This is a genomic window from Bradyrhizobium sp. ISRA464 (genome assembly GCF_029910095.1).
Classification (GTDB): Bacteria; Pseudomonadota; Alphaproteobacteria; order Rhizobiales; family Xanthobacteraceae; genus Bradyrhizobium.
In genome coordinates this window covers 1,597,128-1,614,042 of record NZ_CP094526.1, presented here as the reverse complement: position 1 = coordinate 1,614,042, position 16,915 = coordinate 1,597,128, and the positions used below count along the sequence as shown (strand labels likewise).

Sequence of the window (16,915 nt, the reverse complement as noted above, 5' to 3'; positions counted from 1 at the left end):
GCTGGCACGTCGAATCAACAATGGTGCTAAGGTTGTGGCACTGGGGAAGCTCGAACAGAGGGCGCGGGCGCGCGGCATGATTCGCATTTCGACGATCTTCATCGCTATCTGCATGGTGCTGGTCGTAGCGTCGCTCGGCTTTGTGCTGTATTCGGTGGCGGGTATCAGCGGATCGGAATCGGCGATCGTGGCGCTCACCGCCCTCACCTTCCTGATCCTCTACAACGCAGTCTCGATGCGGCTGCGCGATCGCGGCGACGTCGGCAACCAGATCGCCGATCTGTCGCGCGGCACCGCGGACCTTGCCCGTCAGGTCGCCGAATTCGGCCGGCGGCTGGCCGCGATCGAGGGCCGCGTCGCTTCGGCCAATTCGACTGGCAGCGACCGGATGCAGGCCATGGCCGGCGAGATCAACGAGCTTGGCGGGCTGGTGAAGCAGCTAGCCGCGTCCGTCGCCCATCACGACGACCTGTTGGCGGCCGGTCCGGTGACGCAGCCACCGGCTGCGCCGCGAGACAATCTGCTGCAGCCGCAACCACAGGCCCTGGCCGTCGCCATGGCGACCCAGCCGCCTGCGGCGCCGGCCGCTGCAATTCCAAGAAACCAAAGCCAGCTCCTGGGCGCGGTGAAAAACGCGATCGAGGAGAACCGCCTCGACGTCTACCTGCAGCCGATGGTGACGCTGCCGCAGCGCAAGGTGCGCTACTATGAGGCGGTGATCCGGCTGCGCGACGAGCAGGACCAGATTCTGGCCGCCGACGATTTCATCGGCGTCGCCGAGGCCGGCGGCTTGATCGGCCGCATCGACTACACGGTGATGTTCCGCTGCGTCCAGGTGCTGCGCCGCCTGATGGTGCGCAACAAGGATGTCGGCGTGTTCTGCAACGTCTCGTCGGCGACGCTGGCCAATCCGGCCAGTTTCGCCCAGTGCCTCGATTTCCTCGAGGCCAACCGCGCGCTGGCGCCCTCCCTGGTGCTCGAGTTCAAGCAGTCGACGTTCCGCAATCTCGGCCCGACCGAGAGCGAAAACCTCGCGGCGCTGGCGCAACGCGGATACCGTTTCTCGATCGACCATGTCAGCGACCTCCGCCTCGAGCCGCGCGAACTCGCCGATCGCGGCGTGCGTTTCATCAAGGTGCCGGCCGCGCTGCTGCTCGACGCCGGGCAGGCCGCAAGCACCGACATCCATCCATCGGATCTGTCCGACCTGCTCGGCCGCTACGGCATCGACCTGATCGCTGAACGGATCGAGGGCGAGCGCGCTGTGGTCGACCTGCTCGATTACGATGTCCGGTTCGGTCAGGGCTTCCTGTTCGCGCCGCCGCGGCCGTTGCGGCCGGAGGGGGCATCTGCTACCGCCGAGGCTTCTCAGACCAAGCCGCAGGATCTCGATGGCGCCAGCAATTCAGCAACCGTTTCAAGTCCCGCAGCGCCGCCGCGCGCGACCGGCAATGCCGCGCTGGCGCGCCGCGCGGTCGGCCCAAGCTAACCGGCAGTCCGCGTCATGACCTCGCTGCGCTTCGTAGAGCGGCTGCGCGACCTCGTCGACGATGTTGACGTCGTACTGTCGGACATCTGGGGCGTCGTGCATAACGGACTCGAATCCTTTCCCGAGGCCTGCGAGGCGTTGCACACCTTCCGCCAGAAGGGCGGCACCGTCATCCTGATCACCAACGCGCCGCGGCCGGCCGATTCCGTGCAGCGGCAGCTGCGCAAGCTCGGCGTCGCCGACGAGACCTACGACGCCATCGTGTCTTCAGGCGACCTGACGCGGCATTTCGTGGCCGACCATCCCGGCCAGCAGATCTTCTGGATCGGCCCGGAGCGCGACAGCTCGATCCATCGCGGCCTCGACGCCACCCTGGTGCCGCTGGAGCAGGCGGACTACATCATCTGCACCGGCCTGTTCGACGACGAGACGGAATCCGCCGAAGATTATCGCGAGACGCTGATGAAGGCGCTCGAGCGCAAGCTGACGCTGGTCTGCGCCAATCCGGATATCGTGGTCGAGCGTGGCGACCGCCTGATCTATTGCGCCGGAGCGATCGCCGAACTCTATCGCGAGCTCGGCGGCGAGGTGATCTTCTACGGCAAGCCGCACCGGCCGATCTATGAGCGCGCCATGGCGCTGGCCGCCGAGCGCCGGGGCAGGCCGGCCGAACGCTCACGGGTGCTGGCGATCGGCGATTCCGTACGCACAGATCTTACCGGCGCGCATGGCTTCGGCATCGACCTCCTGTTCATCACGCGGGGCATCCATTCCGAGGAATTCGAGGGCATCGAGCAGCTCGACCCGGCCTCGGTGAAGGAGCTGTTCGGTCATCCGCCCCGCGCGTTGATGCGCGAGCTCCGCTGGTAGCCGAAACAAAAAATGCCCGGGTCGCCCCGGGCATTTTTGTTTCAATGAAATCTCGGACGCTTACGCCGTCGCCATGTCCGGGAAGACCGCCTCGATCTTGGTCTTCAGCGTGGCGGCGTTGAACGGCTTGACGATGTAATTGTTCACGCCGGCCTTCTTGGCCGCGATCACGTTCTCGGTCTTGGATTCCGCCGTGATCATGATGAAGGGCGTGGTGGCGAGATTGGGATCGGCGCGGACTTCCTTGAGCAGGTCGTAGCCGGTCATCGGCTCCATATTCCAGTCGGAAATAATCAGGCCGTATTTCTTGCCGCGCATCTTGTTCAGCGCAGCCGAGCCGTCGGAGGCATCGTCGATGTTCTCGAAGCCGAGCTGTTTGAGAAGATTCCGGATGATGCGGATCATGGTGTTGTAGTCATCAACCACCAGAACCGGCATGGACAAATCAACCGCCATCTCTTCCCCCAAACGACGCAAATTACGCTTCTGCGCGACCCGCAGCTCTCCGGCAACGACTAACAGCAGGCCTTAAACAGCGCGTTAACCGGCCGGAACCGGATTGTTACGGATTTGATGCAATCTTCGCCCGCTTGACTTCCAAGCCGCGGACACGTCACGGTGCGGCCCGCAACGATCATGCTTAAGAATGCTTGAAGAATCTCCGAAATGAGCACCGGCTTTACCGTTATCCGCGACAACACCCCAGCGAGCGCGATCCCGAGGGGCGCCGTGGTCGCAATGGGCAATTTCGATGGCGTCCATCTCGGCCACCGCGCCGTGATCGGCGCGGCGCTGGCGATGGGCAAAGCCCACGGCAAGCCGGCGCTGGCGGTGACCTTCGAGCCGCATCCTCGCAGCTTCTTCAGCCCGAACAGCCCGCAATTCCGTCTCACGGACGAGACCAACAAGCTGCGATTGCTCGCCGGGACCGGACTTGCCGGTGCCGTGATCATGACCTTCGACAAGGCGCGTGCCGGCACCTCGGCACACGACTTCATTCACCACGACCTGATCGAGCGGCTCGGCATCAGCGGGATAGCGGTCGGCTACGACTTCCATTTCGGCAAGGGCCGGGTCGGCTCGCCGAGCCTCCTCGTCAGCGAGGCGCCGCGGCTCGGCATCGAGGTCGACGTGCAGGCGCATGTCGACATCGAGGAGCGTCCGGTGTCCTCGAGCGCGATCCGCATGGCGCTCGCCGAAGGCCAGATCGCCGACGCCACCACCATGCTGGGCGCACCATGGTTCGTCACCGGCGAGGTGCTCCACGGCGAGAAGCGCGGCCGCGATCTCGGCTACCCGACCGCCAATATCCGCCTCGACAAGCATTGCGGGCTGAAGCACGGCATCTATGCGGTGCGGGTCGGCCGCGGGTCTGAACGCTTCGATGGCGTCGCGAGCTTCGGCCGCCGTCCGACCTTCGACAATGGCGCGCCGCTGCTCGAAGTGTTCCTGTTCGATTTCAAGGGCGACCTCTACGGCAAGGTCCTTGATGTCGCATTCATCAGTTTCATTCGCGACGAGCTGAAATTCGACAGCATCGAGGCGTTGATACGCCAGATGGATGACGACAGCGCCAAGGCGCGCGCGGCATTGGCCGCGGCGCCGGACGCGTTCCCGAGGCTCGGAGTGATTGGTTGAACAAGACCGAAAAGCAGAAAATGCTCGCGGGCGAACTTTATCGCCCGGATGCAGAGCTCGCCGCCGACCACACCGCCGCCGAACAATGGATGGCGCGTTACAATGCTTCAGGCGCAGCGCAGGCTGCCGAACTCCATGCGCTGCTCGCAGAGCGCTTCCGCAGCGTCGGCAGGGATGCCGTGATCCGGCCGCCGTTCTTCTGCGATTACGGCACCAATATCAGCCTCGGTGAGGGCGTGTTCCTCAACTTCAATTGCGTGATCCTCGACGTCGTCGAGGTGACGATCGGCGATCGCACCCAGATCGGCCCTGCGGTCCAGATCTATACCGCCGACCATCCGCGCGACGCCGCAACCCGGCGCGCCGGACTGGAATTCGGCCGCCCGATCCGGATCGGCAGCGACGTCTGGATCGGCGGCGGTGCCATCATCCTGCCCGGCGTGACCATCGGCGACGGCGCCCTGATCGGCGCCGGCAGCGTGGTGACGCGGGACGTCGCGCCCGGCGCGACCGTGGCGGGCAATCCGGCCCGGCCGCGGCCGGGTTAGCGGCGTCCAGGAGGTCCGGCCTGAGGGTACCCCGGGGGCTTTGCGATTTGCCGCTCCGGCTGCTATGGAAACCCCATGTTTTCGCGGCGCATCATACGGATTAGCGGCCCGGCTTCCGCCTGAGCCTGAAGGCTCGGCGCAAGACCGGGACTTCGCCGTTTCACCCGCGATTGATCGCGTATCCGCGCCCTTCCGAGCCAAATCAGAGCCTTTATGTCCGACAAGCCGCAAAAGACCGTCACTGCCGATTATTCAAAAACCCTCTATTTGCCGCAGACGGATTTCCCGATGCGCGCCGGCCTGCCGCAGCGCGAGCCGGAAATCCTGAAATACTGGAACGAGATCGGCCTCTACGAGAAGCTGCGCCAGACCGCCCAGGGCCGCGCCAAGTTCGTGCTGCATGACGGCCCGCCCTATGCCAACGGCAACATCCATATCGGGCACGCGCTGAACAAGATCCTCAAGGACGTCGTGACCAAGAGCCAGCAGATGCTCGGCTTCGACTCCAATTACGTCCCGGGCTGGGATTGCCACGGCCTGCCGATCGAATGGAAGATCGAGGAGGAGAACTACCGCTCCAAGGGCAGGCAGAAGCCCAATTTCCGCGATTCCACCGCGATGGTGGCGTTCCGCAAGGAGTGCCGCGCCTATGCGACGCACTGGATCAACGTGCAGCGCGAGGAGTTCAAGCGGCTCGGCATCATCGGCGACTGGGACCATCCCTACCAGACGATGAGCTATCCGGCGGAAGCCCAGATCGCCCGCGAGCTGATGAAGTTCGCCGCCAACGGCACGCTCTATCGCGGCTCCAAGCCGGTGATGTGGAGCGTGGTCGAGAAGACTGCGCTCGCCGAGGCCGAGGTCGAGTACGATGATTACACCTCGGACATGGTGTGGGTGAAATTCCCGATCACCTCGCCGGCGCATGGCGCGCTCGCCAATGCCTCCGTGGTGATCTGGACCACCACGCCGTGGACGCTGCCCGGCAACCGCGCCATCTCCTTCTCGCCGAAGATCGCCTACGGCCTCTACAGGGTGACCGACGCGCCGACGGACAATTGGGCGAAGACCGGCGATCTCCTGATCCTGGCCGACACGCTCGCCGCGGAAGTGTTCAAGCAGGCGCGCGTCACGGCCTATGAGAAGGTACGCGACATTCCGGGCGACACGCTGGATGCCGTGGAATGCGCCCACCCGCTGCGCGGGTTCAACGGCGGCTACGAGTTCGCCGTGCCGCTGCTCGCCGGCGAGCATGTCACCGACGACACCGGTACCGGCTTCGTGCACACCGCGCCGAGCCACGGCCGCGAGGACTTCGACGTCTGGACGGCCAATACCCGCGAGCTCGACGCCCGCGGCATCCCGACTGCGATCCCCTACACCGTCGACGAGAATGGCGCCTACACCGCGCAGGCCCCCGGCCTCACCGGAAAGCGCGTGCTCAACGACAAGGGCGAGAAGGGCGACGCCAACGACGCCGTGATCAAGGCGCTCATCGAGGCCGGGAAGCTGCTCGCGCGCGGCCGGCTGAAGCATCAATATCCGCATTCCTGGCGCTCCAAGAAGCCGGTGATCTTTCGCAACACGCCGCAATGGTTCATCGCGATGGACAAGGACATCGCCACGAACGGCCATGCCAAGAAGGGCGACACGCTGCGCGCCCGCGCGCTGCATGCGATCTCAGTCACCCAATGGGTGCCGCCGGCGGGCGAAAACCGCATCAACGGCATGATCGCCAACCGCCCCGACTGGGTGATCTCGCGCCAGCGCGCCTGGGGCGTGCCGATCGCCGTGTTCGTGCGCGAGAAGGCTGACGGCTCGGCCGAGATCCTGCAGGACGAGGTGGTCAACCAGCGCATCACCGAGGCCTTCATGGAGGAAGGCGCCGACGCCTGGTACATGGAAGGCGCCCGCGAGCGCTTTCTCGGCTCGCGCGCCAACGAGGACTGGAAGAAGATCGACGACATCCTCGACGTCTGGTTCGATTCCGGCTCGACGCACGCTTTCGTGCTGGAGGACCGCCAGAACTTCCCGACGCTCGGCCACATCGTGCGCAAGGTCGACGGCGGCAACGACACCGTGATGTATCTGGAAGGAAGCGACCAGCATCGCGGCTGGTTCCACTCCTCGCTGCTGGAGAGCGCCGGCACGCGCGGACGGGCGCCTTACGACATCGTGCTCACCCACGGCTTCACGCTCGACGAGAACGGCCGCAAGATGTCGAAGTCGCTCGGCAACACGGTCGAGCCGCAGAAGGTGATCAAGGATTCCGGCGCCGACATCCTGCGCCTGTGGGTCTGCGCCACCGACTATGCCGACGACCAGCGCATCGGCCCCGAAATTCTGAAGAACACCATCGAGACCTATCGCAAGCTGCGCAACACGATCCGCTGGATGCTCGGTACGCTGCACCACTTCAAGCAAGCTGAGCAGGTCCCCTATGCCGACATGCCCGAGCTCGAGCGGCTGATGCTGCACGAACTCGCCGGCCAGGCCGAGATCGTCCGCAGGGCCTATACCGAATTCGACTACAAGACCGTGGTTGCAAGCCTGTCGGCCTTCATGAACGCCGAGTTGTCGGCCTTCTATTTCGATATCCGGAAGGACACACTGTATTGCGATCCGCCGTCCTCGGTGGCGCGCAAGGCGGCGCTGACCACGATCGACATGCTGTGCGATGCGATCCTGAAATGGCTGGCGCCGGTGCTGAGCTTCACGACCGACGAAGCCTGGCGGATGTACCGGCCGAAGGCCGAACCGTCGGTGCACCTGACACAGTTTCCGGACGGTCTCGAGCAGTTCCGCGACGACAAGCTCGCCGCGAAGTGGGAGACCATCCGCAACGTGCGCCGCGTCGTCACCGGTGCGCTCGAGCTCGAACGCGCAGCCAAGAAGATCGGCTCGTCGCTGGAGGCGTCGCCGATCATTTACGTTGCTGACAGGGACACGCTGACAACGCTGTTCGATGTCGACCTGGCCGAAGTCTGCATCACCTCGAACTATGAGGTGCGCGAGGGCGAGGCGCCGGCCGGCGCGTTCCGTCTCGATGCCGTCCCCGGCGTCGCCGTGGTGGTCGAGAAGGCGGTCGGCATCAAATGCGCACGCTCGTGGAAGATCCTGCCCGATGTCGGCGCCGACCCTGAATATCCCGACGTCTCGCCGCGCGACGCGCAGGCGCTGCGTGAGTGGAAGGCCTTGGGAGTTACCGCTTGAGCTCTCCCGTTCGCGCCGGCGTGCTCGCGGCGATCGCGACGCTGATCGCCGACCAGGCCTCGAAGCTCTGGCTGCTGCACGTGTTCGACATCGCCCACCGCGGCGTTGTGTCGGTGACGCCGTTCTTCGACCTGGTTCTCGCCTGGAATCCCGGGATCAGCTTCGGCTGGTTCCAGAGCGAAAGTCCCGCGGCCCAGATCGTCCTGATGGCGGTCAAGGCGGCGGCGGTGATCGCGCTGGCGGTCTGGATGGCGCGCTCGCGGACCTGGCTTGCCACGGTGGCGCTCGGCCTGATCATCGGCGGCGCGATCGGTAACGGGATCGACCGCTTCGCCTACGGCGCCGTGGTCGATTTTGCCCTGTTTCATATCCAGATCGGCGAGAAAATCTTCAATTGGTACGTATTTAACCTCGCGGATGTGGCCATCGTTGTCGGCGTGGCAGTGCTATTGTATGATTCCGTGTTGGGGGTACCCGCCGCAAAAGCGCCCTGATCACGGCCGATAGGAGCCGGTCGGCGGCAGACAGGCAGCATGCAGCGGAACTGTGCCTAAGCCAGTGAACGCTTTGCCGAATTTTTCAGATGGGAAGAGCGCGATGCGCAACACCAGAGCCCGCGATTACCTGATCCAGACGTCCCGGCCGGCGCTGCTGCGCGGCCTGCATCTGGCACTTGTTGCAGCCGGGATCGGCTTTGTCATGATGACGGGCCCCGTGCGCGCCGGCGATGGTGACGATGACGGTGACGACGGACTGACGTTCGAAGAACGGATCATCGACAATTTGATGACCGGCCTGGGCGCCAAGAGCGCGGCCAGCAAGGGCATCGACTACCGCGAACGCTCCCCACTGGTGGTTCCGCCGAACCTCGACCTGCCTCCACCGGCCTCCGCGCAGCAAGCCGACGCGCCGAACTGGCCGAAGGACCCCGATGTTGCGAAGCGCAAGGCGATGATCGCGGCGCGCAAGAAGGAGGTCAAGAAAGAGCCGTGGCAGGAGGCTGTGCCGCTGACACAGGCTGAGATCGAGGCTGGCCGAAAGCAGCAGACGGCAACCGACAGCAAGGAGCCGATCGAGCCCGGCGTGACCAAGAATCCGTCGCTGATGCCGGACCAGCTCGGCTATACCGGCGGACTGCTGGGCATGTTCAAGGGCAACAGCAGCGAGTCCAAACCGTTCAAGGGCGAGCCGACCCGCGAAACGTTGACCGAGCCGCCTCCGGGTTACCAGACGCCATCGTCGAACTATGCCTATGGCACCGGGCCGCAGAAGCCGCTGGCGAAAGAGGGCCAGTACGACGTCATGACCGGAAAGCCAGTCCAATAATCAATCCAATAATTGCGTGGCGTCGGCCGCTGGGCCTCACATGAGCAAAGCTTAATGCGGAGTGACGCTTGTCTCTCCGCTTCGTGACGAACGGCACGGGCAGTCCCGTGTACGATGGCGTGCTTTCGCGCCCCGACCGTGTGTCCGGGTTTCCATAAGGATCATGATGCCCTCACGTAGATCGATCGCCCTTCTCGCTGCCACGCTTATTTCGACCATCTCGTTGCCGGGCAGCGGCCTCCACGCCCAGACCACGGTCACCTCGGAACGTCCCGCCAGCTTCACACTCGACAACGGCCTGCAGGTCGTGGTGATCCCCGATCACCGCACGCCCGTCGTCACGCAGATGATCTGGTACAAGGTCGGCTCCGCCGACGAGACGCCGGGCAAATCCGGGCTCGCGCATTTCCTCGAGCACCTGATGTTCAAGGGCACCGCCAAGCATCCGGCCGGCGAGTTTTCGCAGACGGTGCTGCGGGTCGGCGGCAATGAGAACGCGTTCACCTCGTTCGACTACACCGGCTACTTCCAGCGCGTGCCGCGCGAGCAGCTTCCCACCATGATGGAGTTCGAGGCCGACCGCATGACCGGCCTCATCCTCAAGGACGAGAACGTGCTGCCCGAGCGCGACGTGGTGCTCGAAGAATACAACATGCGCGTCGCCAACAATCCCGACGCGCGGCTGACCGAGCAGATCATGGCCGCGCTCTACCTCAACCATCCCTATGGTCGCCCGGTGATCGGCTGGCACCAGGAGATCGAAAAGCTCGACCGCAAGGATGCGCTCGCTTTCTACAAGCGCTTCTACGCGCCGAACAACGCGATCCTGATCATCGCCGGCGACGTCGACGTCAAGGATGTCCGCCCGCTGGTGGAAAAGAATTTCGGCCAGATCCCGGCCCAGCATTCGATCGCCGAGAAGCGGATCCGGCCGCAGGAGCCGACGCCGGCGGCGCCGCGCACCGTCACGCTGTCCGATCCGCGCGTCGAGCAACCCAGCCTGCGCCGCTACTATCTGGTGCCGTCGGCCACGACGGCGGCGGCCGGCGAAAGTCCCGCGCTCGACGTGCTCGCGCAGTTGATGGGCGGCGGAGCGAACTCCTATCTCTACCGTTCGCTGGTGATCGACCATGGGCTGGCGATCAGCACCGGGGCAGGCTACCAGGGCACGGCGCTCGACCCGTCCCAATTCTCGATCTCGGTGACGCCGAAGCCCGGCGTCGAGTTTGCACAGATCGAAGAAGCGATCGACAAGGTGATCGCCGACCTCGCGCAGAACACTGCCAAGGCCGAGGACCTCGAGCGGGTCAAGACCCAGCTCATAGCGGAAGCGATCTATGCCCAGGACAATCAGGCGACGCTGGCACGCTGGTATGGCGGGGCACTGACCACGGGCCTGAGCATCGACGATATCAGGAGCTGGCCGGATCGCATCCGCGCCGTCACCGCCGAGCAGGTGCGCGCTGCCGCAGCCAAATGGCTGGACAAGAAGCGGTCGGTCACCGGCTATTTGATCAAGGATGCTGCCCCGAAACGCGAGGAGAAGCGCTCGTGACCTATACCATCACCCGCCGCGCCGCGTTGATCGGCAGCGCCTGCACAGCGTTGTTGGCGCTGTCATCTGCGCCCTCGCAGGCTGCCGCGAAGATCCAGCGCGTGGTGTCGCCCGGCGGCATCGAGGCCTGGTTTGTGCAGGACGCGACCGTCCCCCTGATCGCGATGGAGTATGCCTTCAGCGGCGGGGCAAGCCAGGATCCGACCGCCAAGCCCGGCGTGGGCAATTTGGTCGCCGACCTGCTCGACGAAGGCTCCGGCGATCTCGATTCCAAGACCTACCATGAGCGGCTCGACCGTCGCGCGATCGAGCTCAGCTTCCAGGCGACCCGCGATCACTTTCGCGGTTCGCTTCGCATGCTCAAGGACAACAAGGACGAGGCCTACGACCTGTTGCGGATGGCGCTGACCTCGCCGCACTTCGAGCCGGCCGACGTCGAACGCATCCGTGCCCAGGTCATCTCGACACTGCGGCGCGAATCGACCTATCCATCCTCGCTGGCCGGCCGCAAGTTCCTCGAAGTCGCGTTCGGCGATCACCCCTATGGCAGGGTCGCAACTGGCACGCTCGAGAGCGTGCCGAAGATCGAGATAGCGGATCTGAAGGATTACACGCGCCGTGTCATCGCCAGGGACACGCTGCGCATCGCCGTTGTCGGTGACGTCGACCCTGACACGCTCGGCAAGCTGCTCGACAAGACCTTCGGCAGCTTGCCGGCCAAGGCCGAGCTGACCCCGGTTCCCGATGTCACGGCAACCAAGCCGCCGCAGCGCGCCCTCGTCCCGCTCGACGTGCCGCAGACCGTCGTCACCTTCGGCGGGCCCGGCATCCGCCGGCACGATCCGGACTTCATGGCGGCTTATGTGGTGAACCACATCCTCGGCGGCGGCGGGCTGTCGTCGCGGCTCTACAAGGAGGTGCGCGAGAAGCGCGGCCTGGCCTATACGATCTACGAAGCGCTGATCTGGATGGATCACTCCGCGCTGTTCATCGGTAATACCGGCACCCGCGCCGATCGCGCCGGCGAGACCGTCGACGCGCTCGAAGCCGAGGTCCGCCGGATTGCCGAGGAAGGCCCGACGCAGCAGGAGCTCGACGAGGCGAAGTCCTATCTGAAGGGCTCGCAAATGCTCGCACTCGACACGTCCTCCAAGCTGGCACAGGCAATGCTGCAGTATCAGCTCGACAAGCTGCCGATCGACTATATCGAGAAGCGCAACGCCATCGTCGATGCAGTGACGCTTGAGGATACCAAGCGGGTCGCCAAGAAGCTCTGGGGCGACGGCTTGCTCACCGTGATCGTCGGTCGCGTCCCGCAGGCGGCCGCCCAGCCGGTGTCGGCGCCGCCGAAGGCGAACTGAGGCGCTTTCGACGCGCGTCTATTTTTTCATACACACTTCTGCTGTGGCTTACCCCTCTCCCCACCCCTCCCCCGCAAGGGGGGAGGGAGCCTGAAAGCGTGCTCACCTCACGTCGCGTCACTGCGAACTCTTGAGGCAACTGAGATATCTGTAACACCACCCAAGCACGCGCAACCTAAACCCGCTATCCTGCGCCCGCCGAATCTTGCTCACGGGTGATGCCATGCTGCGGGTTTCCCGCGACCTCTCGATCGATGAGAACGACATCGAGATCGTCTTCGTCCGCGCCTCCGGTCCGGGCGGGCAAAACGTCAACAAGGTCTCGACCGCAGCCCAGCTCCGCTTCGACACGCGCAAGATCGCGCTGCCGCCGGATGCCGCGCAGCGGCTGGCGCGGCTGGCCGGCAGCCGCATGACCAAGGACGGCGAGATCGTGATCCAGGCCTATCGCTTTCGGACGCAGGAGCGAAACCGGGCGGATGCGATCGAGCGGCTGATCGAGATGTTGAAGGAGGCGCTGGTACGGCCGACGCCGCGGCGGCCGACCAAGCCGACGCTCGGCTCCAAACAGCGCCGGCTCGAAGGCAAGAAGCGGCGCAGCGACATCAAGGCGCGTCGCGGCGCCCGCGGCTTCGACGAGTGAACGGCGCGACCGGATGCAGCGCACGCAAGGCGCGCTGCATCCGGTGATCGTGCGCCAAGACGTGATGAGACTCGGATGAGTCGTCATCACGTTTCAGCTTCGTGCTCAGGCAAGATCTTTTCGAAAGACCGCTAAACACCTTCGGATCATGCTTTAGTACTTCTTGGTTCCCGGCGCCGCAGCCCCGGAACCGGTCGCCTTGTGTCCACTGGTGCCTGCACCGACTGTGCCCCGGGTGCCGCTCTTGGCAGCGACGCCGCCCTTCTCGGTCCCTGCGCCCGTCCGCGCGTTGAGCTCCTCGTCGGCTGCACCGGCGCCCGATGGTGCACCCTGCATCGTGCCGGGGCTGCGGCCTTGCATGCCGGCGCCGGTCTGGCTCTGGGTCGACATGCCCTGTGCCAGTGCCGAGCCGGCAAAAAGTGCCGACACGGCAAACGCGACCGCGAATGTCTTCGCTAATTTCATCCATTGCTCCTGGATATTGCTCGCGCGGAACGGTTCGGCGGTTCTCAGCGCCGTCTGCTGCGCCGCACCTATCCCTTGCGCGTATTGACGATGTCGCAAACGACGCGTGCGCCATGCAAACTGCGTCGTGTGGAGATCGTGCAGGATTTTCGCGACCATTTCGCGGAATTGCGCTTCACATATGCGGCGCGATCGCCGCCGCCGCCATCTTCTTGTCGTCTCACCGACAAGCGAGCCGCGCTTTGTTCGCATGAAACAGCCGGCTACTACCACCGCCCGTTGGCCCCGCCCTACAGTCCGCGCGACGCGTGGGAACAACGGCGATGCGGCACTCGGGGTGGACCGTCGGACTGGGATTTTGCAGCGCGTTGCTTGCAGTGCAAATCGCCGCTGCGCAAATGCCCTTACCCGCCGCCAAGCCGCCTGACGGTCCGACGCTGTTCAAGCAGCAATGCGCGACATGCCACACCACCAACACCACTGATCCCGTCCGGCAAGGGCCGTCGCTCTACAGAATCATCGGCCGCCATGCCGGCAAGGCCGACGGCTTCAAATATTCCGCGGGCTTCGCGAAGGCCGATTTCGTCTGGGACGACGCAAGACTCAACGCCTGGCTGACCAATCCGCAAGAGGTGATCCCCGGCGCCGTGATGGCCTACCGGCAGGCCAGGCCCGAGATCCGCGCCATGATCATCGCCTATCTGAAGGAGCTGAACTGAATGGCGAAACCCGTGCACTCGATGATCCGCGTGTTCGACGAGGCGAAATCGCTCGACTTCTACAAGCGCGCCTTCGGTCTCGAGATCGCGGACAATCTGAGCTTCCCCGACTTCGCACTGATCTACCTGCGCCATCCCTCCTCGCCCTTCGAGGTCGAGCTCACGGTCAATTTCGATCGCAAGGAGCCCTACGCGCTCGGCGACGGCTACGGCCATCTCGCCATCGTCGTCGACGACGTCGATGCCGAGCACGCGCGCTTCGAGAAGGAGAAACTGTCGCCCGGGCCGCTGCGCGACTTCAAGCATGACGGCAAGACGCTGGCGCGCTTCTTCTTCGTCTCCGATCCCGACGGCTACAAGATCGAGGTGATCCAGCGCGGCGGGCGGTTCGGTTAGAGCACAGCAATGACACAGATATAAATTGACGGAGGAAACCATGAGAGAAGTCGATCGACGCAGCAAGTATGACCGGCGTGTCTTTCTCAAAGGTGCGACCGCAACCGCACCGGCGGTCGCGATCGCGACCTCTACGGGACTTGGTGTCACCGATGCGTGGGCCGACGAGGCATCGACGCTGACGCCGGCAACGATGAAGACGTTGCTCCGGATGGCGCGCGACATCTATCCGCACGATATCCTCGCCGACAGCTACTACATCACGGCGGTCAAGCCGTGGGATGGCAAGGCGGCGAAGGACCCGGCCGTGAAATCGCTCATCAATGACGGCGTCGCCAGGCTCGACCAGGAAGCCAACGAGCGCCACAAGGTCCCCTACATCAATGTCCCCTGGGAGAACGAGCGCGTCGCGCTGCTGCAGCGGATCGAGCACAGCGACTTCTTCCAGAAGATCCGCGGCGACCTCATCGTCTCGCTCTACAACCAGAAGGAGGTCTGGCCGAAATTCGGCTACGAGGGCTCCTCCGCGGAGTATGGCGGCTACATCAAGCGCGGCTTCGCCGACATCGACTGGCTGCCGAAGGTCTAGGCGCCAGGAACGAAGGGGAGGAACATCATGGCAAAATTCGATTTGAACGACAGCGGCGTTGTCGTGATCGTCGGTTCGGGCGCCGGCGGCGGAACGCTCGGCAATGAGTTGGCGCAGAAGGGCATCAAGGTCGTGATCCTGGAGGCCGGCCCGCGCATCGAGAATCAGGATTTCATCAACGACGAATGGGATAGCTTCAGCCAGCTCGCCTGGTCGGACATGCGCACGACCTCCGGAAGCTGGCGCGTCCACAAGGACTTTCCGAACATTCCGGCCTGGATCGTGAAGGCGGTCGGCGGCTCCACCGTTCACTGGGCCGGCGCCTCACTGCGCTTCGACGAACACGAGTTCAAGATCAAGTCGGCCTACGGCAATATCCCCGGTGCCAATCTGCTGGATTGGCCGATCACGCTCGCCGAGATGGAGCCGTATTACGCCAAGGCCGAAGACAAGATGGGCGTGACGCGGACCAACGGCATCCCGGGATTGCCCGGCAACAATAATTTCAAGGTGCTGGAGGCCGGCGCGAAGAAGCTCGGCTACCAGGAAGTCCACACCGGGCGGATGGCAATCAACAGCCAGCCGCGCGATGGCCGCGGGTCCTGCCAGCAGATCGGCTTCTGCTTCCAGGGCTGCAAGTCCGGCGCCAAATGGTCGACGCTCTACACCGAGATTCCGAAGGGCGAGGCCACCGGCAATCTCGAGGTGCGTCCCAGCAGCATGGTGATCAAGATCGAGCACGATCAATCCGGCAAGGTCACCGGCGTGGTCTATGCCGACGCCACCGGCGCGATGCAGCGCCAGAAGGCCCGGGTGGTCGCGGTCGCCGGCAACTCGATCGAGAGCCCACGGCTGCTGCTCAACAGCGCCTCCAACATGTTCCCGGACGGGCTCGCCAACTCATCCGGCCAGGTCGGGCGCAACTACATGCGGCACATGACCGGAAGCGTCTATGCCGTCTTCGAGAAGTCGGTGCACATGTATCGCGGCACCACGATGGCCGGCATCATCCGCGACGAGGCGAAGAACGATCCGAAACGCGGCTTCGTCGGCGGCTACGAGATGGAGACTCTGTCGCTCGGCCTGCCGTTCATGGCGGCGTTCCTCAATCCCGGCGCATGGGGACGCACCTTCACCAGCGCGATGGAAGGCTACCCGCGGATGACCGGCATGTGGCTGGTCGGCGAAGACATGCCGCAGGAGACCAACCGCGTCACGCTGGACCCGAAGATCAAGGACAAGTTCGGCATGCCGGTCGCGAGCGTGCATTTCGACGATCATCCGAACGACATCGCGATGCGCGAGCACGCCTACAAGCAGGGTGCCGCCGTCTACGAGGCCGTCGGCGCCACCGTGACCTACCCGACCCCGCCCTATCCCAGTACTCACAACATGGGCACCAACCGGATGAGCGAGAAGCCGCGGGACGGCGTGGTCAACAAGTTCGGCCAGACCCACGACATCAAGAACCTGTTCATCTCGGATGGCAGCCAGTTCACCTCTGGCGCGGCCTGCAATCCGACGCTGACGATCGTGTCGCTGGCGATCCGGCAAGCCGACACCATCGCCGGCGCGATGCAGCGTAAGGAGATCTAGTTCCCTCTGAACTCAAACGGCCTTGTCTTCCCTGGACAAGGCCGTTCATTTTTGCGGGATGCGTCCAAGAACCTATTCGGCGGCGTCGAGAATAGGCTGGCCTCGAAATTCGGGGACCGTCGTTGCGCCCTGCGAGCGATAGATCAGGCAACAGCAGCGCAGCAGCGAGGCGAAATTATTGACCTCGCCATGATGGTTGAGGACTTCGTCATAGAGTGTGGTGAGGAATTTCGCGAGGCTCATCCCCTCCTTCGCGGCAATCTCCTCCAGCGTGTCCCAGAACGACATTTCGAGCCGGATCGAGGTGCAATGGCCGCCAATTCGCAGTGACCGGGTCTGCGATTCATAATTGCGCTGCGGCTGGTGCGAGAACAAATGGCACATGGCTATCCTCCCAGTCGGATTATAATTTTTCTAAACGATATACCTGCGCGTCTGCCCCCACAATCGCCACGTAGGACGTACCCGATGGGACGGCGAAAGTGAGCGTCTTCAAGACGATAGGCC

General features: G+C 64.2%; 17 protein-coding genes. 14 read left to right on the top strand and 3 right to left on the bottom strand.

Going from position 1 to position 16,915, the window contains the following annotated elements; translation table 11 throughout:
* Positions 1 to 76 precede the first annotated feature (76 nt).
* Together MTX19_RS07575 and MTX19_RS07570 are read left to right on the top strand one after the other, a co-directional pair.
* Positions 77 to 1,489 carry an EAL domain-containing protein gene (locus MTX19_RS07575; protein ID WP_280983085.1) on the top strand — a complete coding sequence of 471 codons (1,413 nt, stop codon included), beginning with the start codon at positions 77 to 79 and terminating at the stop codon, positions 1,487 to 1,489.
* 15 nt (positions 1,490 to 1,504) lie between these two features.
* Positions 1,505 to 2,359 carry a TIGR01459 family HAD-type hydrolase gene (locus MTX19_RS07570; RefSeq protein ID WP_280983084.1) on the top strand — a complete coding sequence of 285 codons (855 nt, stop codon included), beginning with the start codon at positions 1,505 to 1,507 and terminating at the stop codon, positions 2,357 to 2,359.
* 60 nt (positions 2,360 to 2,419) lie between these two features.
* Here the strand turns inward: MTX19_RS07570 and MTX19_RS07565 are convergent, their stop codons facing one another.
* Positions 2,420 to 2,815, bottom strand: coding sequence for a response regulator (locus MTX19_RS07565; protein ID WP_280975862.1), 396 nt, complete (start codon positions 2,813 to 2,815; stop codon positions 2,420 to 2,422).
* A 210-nt stretch (positions 2,816 to 3,025) separates the two neighbouring features.
* Between MTX19_RS07565 and MTX19_RS07560 the strand changes: the two genes are divergently transcribed.
* The 8 genes from MTX19_RS07560 to arfB all read left to right on the top strand — a co-directional run bounded on the left by MTX19_RS07560 (position 3,026) and on the right by arfB (position 12,643).
* Positions 3,026 to 3,997 (top strand): bifunctional riboflavin kinase/FAD synthetase, encoded by a 972-nt coding sequence (locus MTX19_RS07560; RefSeq protein WP_280983083.1) that lies wholly within the window; start codon positions 3,026 to 3,028, stop codon positions 3,995 to 3,997.
* A complete protein-coding gene (locus tag MTX19_RS07555; RefSeq protein WP_280975860.1) occupies positions 3,994 to 4,545 on the top strand; it encodes a sugar O-acetyltransferase in 552 nt (183 codons plus the stop codon). Before MTX19_RS07560 ends, MTX19_RS07555 begins: the two co-directional genes overlap by 4 nt.
* A gap of 213 nt (positions 4,546 to 4,758) precedes the next feature.
* On the top strand, positions 4,759 to 7,758 hold the full coding sequence (gene ileS, locus MTX19_RS07550) for an isoleucine--tRNA ligase (protein ID WP_280983082.1): 3,000 nt from the start codon (positions 4,759 to 4,761) through the stop codon (positions 7,756 to 7,758).
* Positions 7,755 to 8,252, top strand: coding sequence for a signal peptidase II (lspA, locus tag MTX19_RS07545; protein ID WP_280983081.1), 498 nt, complete (start codon positions 7,755 to 7,757; stop codon positions 8,250 to 8,252). The genes ileS and lspA overlap by 4 nt, the downstream gene beginning before the upstream one ends.
* Positions 8,253 to 8,355: 103 nt before the next feature.
* Positions 8,356 to 9,084, top strand: coding sequence for a hypothetical protein (locus tag MTX19_RS07540; protein ID WP_280983080.1), 729 nt, complete (start codon positions 8,356 to 8,358; stop codon positions 9,082 to 9,084).
* A 163-nt stretch (positions 9,085 to 9,247) separates the two neighbouring features.
* On the top strand, positions 9,248 to 10,639 hold the full coding sequence (locus MTX19_RS07535) for a pitrilysin family protein (RefSeq protein ID WP_280983079.1): 1,392 nt from the start codon (positions 9,248 to 9,250) through the stop codon (positions 10,637 to 10,639).
* Complete coding sequence (locus MTX19_RS07530; protein WP_280983078.1) at positions 10,636 to 12,000, top strand: pitrilysin family protein; 1,365 nt, start codon at positions 10,636 to 10,638, stop codon at positions 11,998 to 12,000. The genes MTX19_RS07535 and MTX19_RS07530 overlap by 4 nt, the downstream gene beginning before the upstream one ends.
* A gap of 223 nt (positions 12,001 to 12,223) precedes the next feature.
* Positions 12,224 to 12,643 (top strand): alternative ribosome rescue aminoacyl-tRNA hydrolase ArfB, encoded by a 420-nt coding sequence (gene arfB / locus MTX19_RS07525; protein WP_280983077.1) that lies wholly within the window; start codon positions 12,224 to 12,226, stop codon positions 12,641 to 12,643.
* Between the two features lie 153 nt (positions 12,644 to 12,796).
* Here arfB and MTX19_RS07520 read toward each other — a convergent pair whose 3' ends face one another.
* Positions 12,797 to 13,108, bottom strand: a complete 312-nt coding sequence (locus MTX19_RS07520; protein ID WP_280985910.1) for a hypothetical protein — start codon at positions 13,106 to 13,108, stop codon at positions 12,797 to 12,799.
* Positions 13,109 to 13,506: 398 nt separating this feature from the next.
* Between MTX19_RS07520 and MTX19_RS07515 the strand changes: the two genes are divergently transcribed.
* The 4 genes from MTX19_RS07515 to MTX19_RS07500 are packed head-to-tail and all read left to right on the top strand — an operon-like array spanning position 13,507 to position 16,408.
* Positions 13,507 to 13,827, top strand: a complete 321-nt coding sequence (locus MTX19_RS07515; protein ID WP_280983075.1) for a c-type cytochrome — start codon at positions 13,507 to 13,509, stop codon at positions 13,825 to 13,827.
* Positions 13,828 to 14,223 (top strand): VOC family protein, encoded by a 396-nt coding sequence (locus tag MTX19_RS07510; protein ID WP_280983074.1) that lies wholly within the window; start codon positions 13,828 to 13,830, stop codon positions 14,221 to 14,223.
* 40 nt (positions 14,224 to 14,263) lie between these two features.
* A complete protein-coding gene (locus MTX19_RS07505) occupies positions 14,264 to 14,812 on the top strand; it encodes a gluconate 2-dehydrogenase subunit 3 family protein (protein ID WP_280983073.1) in 549 nt (182 codons plus the stop codon).
* A gap of 27 nt (positions 14,813 to 14,839) precedes the next feature.
* Positions 14,840 to 16,408 carry a GMC family oxidoreductase gene (locus MTX19_RS07500; protein ID WP_280983072.1) on the top strand — a complete coding sequence of 523 codons (1,569 nt, stop codon included), beginning with the start codon at positions 14,840 to 14,842 and terminating at the stop codon, positions 16,406 to 16,408.
* A gap of 72 nt (positions 16,409 to 16,480) precedes the next feature.
* Here the strand turns inward: MTX19_RS07500 and MTX19_RS07495 are convergent, their stop codons facing one another.
* A complete protein-coding gene (locus MTX19_RS07495) occupies positions 16,481 to 16,792 on the bottom strand; it encodes a ribbon-helix-helix domain-containing protein (protein WP_280983071.1) in 312 nt (103 codons plus the stop codon).
* Between the last annotated feature and the right edge of the window lie 123 nt (positions 16,793 to 16,915).

Bases quoted from the DNA above. Each gene is read 5' to 3' on its own strand.
- MTX19_RS07575 (WP_280983085.1), top strand. From the start codon at position 77: ATGATTCGCATTTCGACGATCTTCATCGCTATCTGCATGGTGCTGGTC.
- MTX19_RS07570 (WP_280983084.1), top strand. From the start codon at position 1,505: ATGACCTCGCTGCGCTTCGTAGAGCGGCTGCGCGACCTCGTCGACGAT.
- MTX19_RS07565 (WP_280975862.1), bottom strand. From the start codon at position 2,815: ATGGCGGTTGATTTGTCCATGCCGGTTCTGGTGGTTGATGACTACAAC.
- MTX19_RS07560 (WP_280983083.1), top strand. From the start codon at position 3,026: ATGAGCACCGGCTTTACCGTTATCCGCGACAACACCCCAGCGAGCGCG.
- ileS (WP_280983082.1), top strand. From the start codon at position 4,759: ATGTCCGACAAGCCGCAAAAGACCGTCACTGCCGATTATTCAAAAACC.
- MTX19_RS07540 (WP_280983080.1), top strand. From the start codon at position 8,356: ATGCGCAACACCAGAGCCCGCGATTACCTGATCCAGACGTCCCGGCCG.
- MTX19_RS07535 (WP_280983079.1), top strand. From the start codon at position 9,248: ATGATGCCCTCACGTAGATCGATCGCCCTTCTCGCTGCCACGCTTATT.
- arfB (WP_280983077.1), top strand. From the start codon at position 12,224: ATGCTGCGGGTTTCCCGCGACCTCTCGATCGATGAGAACGACATCGAG.
- MTX19_RS07520 (WP_280985910.1), bottom strand. From the start codon at position 13,108: ATGAAATTAGCGAAGACATTCGCGGTCGCGTTTGCCGTGTCGGCACTT.
- MTX19_RS07515 (WP_280983075.1), top strand. From the start codon at position 13,507: ATGCCCTTACCCGCCGCCAAGCCGCCTGACGGTCCGACGCTGTTCAAG.
- MTX19_RS07510 (WP_280983074.1), top strand. From the start codon at position 13,828: ATGGCGAAACCCGTGCACTCGATGATCCGCGTGTTCGACGAGGCGAAA.
- MTX19_RS07505 (WP_280983073.1), top strand. From the start codon at position 14,264: ATGAGAGAAGTCGATCGACGCAGCAAGTATGACCGGCGTGTCTTTCTC.
- MTX19_RS07500 (WP_280983072.1), top strand. From the start codon at position 14,840: ATGGCAAAATTCGATTTGAACGACAGCGGCGTTGTCGTGATCGTCGGT.
- MTX19_RS07495 (WP_280983071.1), bottom strand. From the start codon at position 16,792: ATGTGCCATTTGTTCTCGCACCAGCCGCAGCGCAATTATGAATCGCAG.